Origin of the sequence: Streptomyces sp. NPDC007991 (assembly GCF_042958445.1) — a bacterium.
Classification (GTDB): domain Bacteria; phylum Actinomycetota; class Actinomycetes; order Streptomycetales; family Streptomycetaceae; genus Streptomyces.
The window spans coordinates 1-1,704 of the sequence record NZ_JBIBJD010000031.1 but is presented as its reverse complement, the minus strand read 5'-3'; the positions used below and the strand labels follow the sequence as shown (position 1 = coordinate 1,704).

At 71.7% G+C, this 1,704-nt stretch carries 2 protein-coding genes; both read right to left on the bottom strand.

Translation table 11 applies throughout. From position 1 onward, the window contains the following. A partial coding sequence (locus ACFZDA_RS41530; RefSeq protein ID WP_391091754.1) for a tartrate dehydrogenase occupies positions 1-986 on the bottom strand: 986 nt, incomplete at its 3' end. Positions 987-1,059: 73 nt separating this feature from the next. Continuing rightward, positions 1,060-1,704: LysR substrate-binding domain-containing protein (locus tag ACFZDA_RS41525; protein WP_391091752.1), on the bottom strand; the 645-nt coding region annotated here is incomplete at its 5' end.

Here is a 1,704-nt window from a genome sequence, read left to right as displayed (position 1 = left end):
TCGGTCTTGGCCAGGACCGCGGCGATCGCGTCCGTGATGTCCCTGGCCGCGGCGCGATGGCCGAGGTGGTCGAGCATCATGGCCGCGGACCAGATCGCGCCCAGCGGGTTGGCGATGCCCTGGCCCGCGATGTCGGGCGCGGAGCCGTGCACCGGCTCGAACATCGAGGGGAACTCCCGCTCGGGGTTGAGGTTGGCCGCCGGGGCGATGCCGATGGACCCGGCGACCGCGGCCGCGAGGTCGCTGAGGATGTCGCCGAAGAGGTTGGAGGCGACGACGACGTCGAAGCGGGCCGGCTCCAGGACGAACTTGGCCGCGAGCGCGTCGATGTGCTCCTGGTCCCAGGCGACCTGCGGGAACGAGGCGGCCCGCTCGGTGACGAGCTGGTCCCAGAACGGCATGGTGTGCACGATGCCGTTGGACTTGGTCGCGGAGGTCAGGCGGCCGCCGCGCCGGGAGGCGAGCGTGAAGGCGTAGTCCAGCACGCGGGTGACGCCCGCCCGGGTGAACACGGCCTCCTGCACGGCGATCTCGTCCGGGAAGCCGCGGTTGAGCCGGCCGCCGACCTCGCTGTACTCGCCTTCCATGTTCTCGCGCACGACGACGACATCGACCTCGCCCGGCCGGGCGCCGCGCACCGGACTGTCGATGCCCTCGAAGACGCGGATGGGCCGGAGGTTGACGTACTGGCGGAAGCTGCGCCGGATGGGGATCAGCAGCCCCCACAGCGACTCATGGTCGGGCACGCCCGGGTATCCCACCGCGCCCAGCAGGATCGCGTCCGCCTCACGCAGCTGGTCGATCCCGTCGGCGGGCATCATGGCGCCCTCCCGCAGGTACCGCTCGCACGACCAGTCGTAGGACGTGTAGGCCAGGCTGAAGCCGTGGCGGCGGCCGAGCACATCGAGCACCTGCTGGGCCGGCGGCAGGACCTCGGCGCCGATGCCGTCGCCCGGGATCAGGGCAATGCGGTGGTTCGTCGTCATGGCGTCGATTGCAGCAGGGCGGTCCGTGGGGCGTCCAAGACGCAAAGCGGATCTGCCTTATAAGCGGGGCCTATCACCTGTCGGTGGCCGAGGTCGCGGCCGTGACGAACGCTGCGGCCGCCGGCGACAGGATGCCGCGGCGGGCGACGAGGGCGATGTCCAAGGTGTTCTCCGGCTCGATGTCCAGGACACGGGCGCCCAGCCGCCCGGCGAGATCCCGCCAGGAATCCGTGACCACCGCGAGCCCCACCCCGGCCAGGACCAGGGGCATCAGCGACACGCGGTGCTCGGTCTCGGCGGCGACGGTGAACTCGATGCCCTCATCCCGCAGCGCGTCGACGTAGGCGCGCATCCCGGTACCCGGCTGCCCGACGATCAGCCGCTGTCCCGCAAGCTCCCCGGCCTGCACCGCCGTCCGGCCGGCGAACGGGCCGTCGGCCGGCACCGCCAGCACAAAACGCTGCCGCCCCAGCGCATGGGAGACGACCTCCTTGTCGGAGACCGGACCGGCGGACGCCAGCAGCCCCAGCTCCACGGCACCCGTGCGCACCATGTCGATCACATCGCGCGGCGTGAACGCCGCGCTGATGGCCACCAGGACGCCGGGATACCGGTGGCTGAAGGCACTCACCAACGTCGTCAGCGGCTCCACCGCCTGCGACGGCATCGACGCCACATCCAGGCGCCCCTCACGCAGCTCATGCACCGCCGCGACACT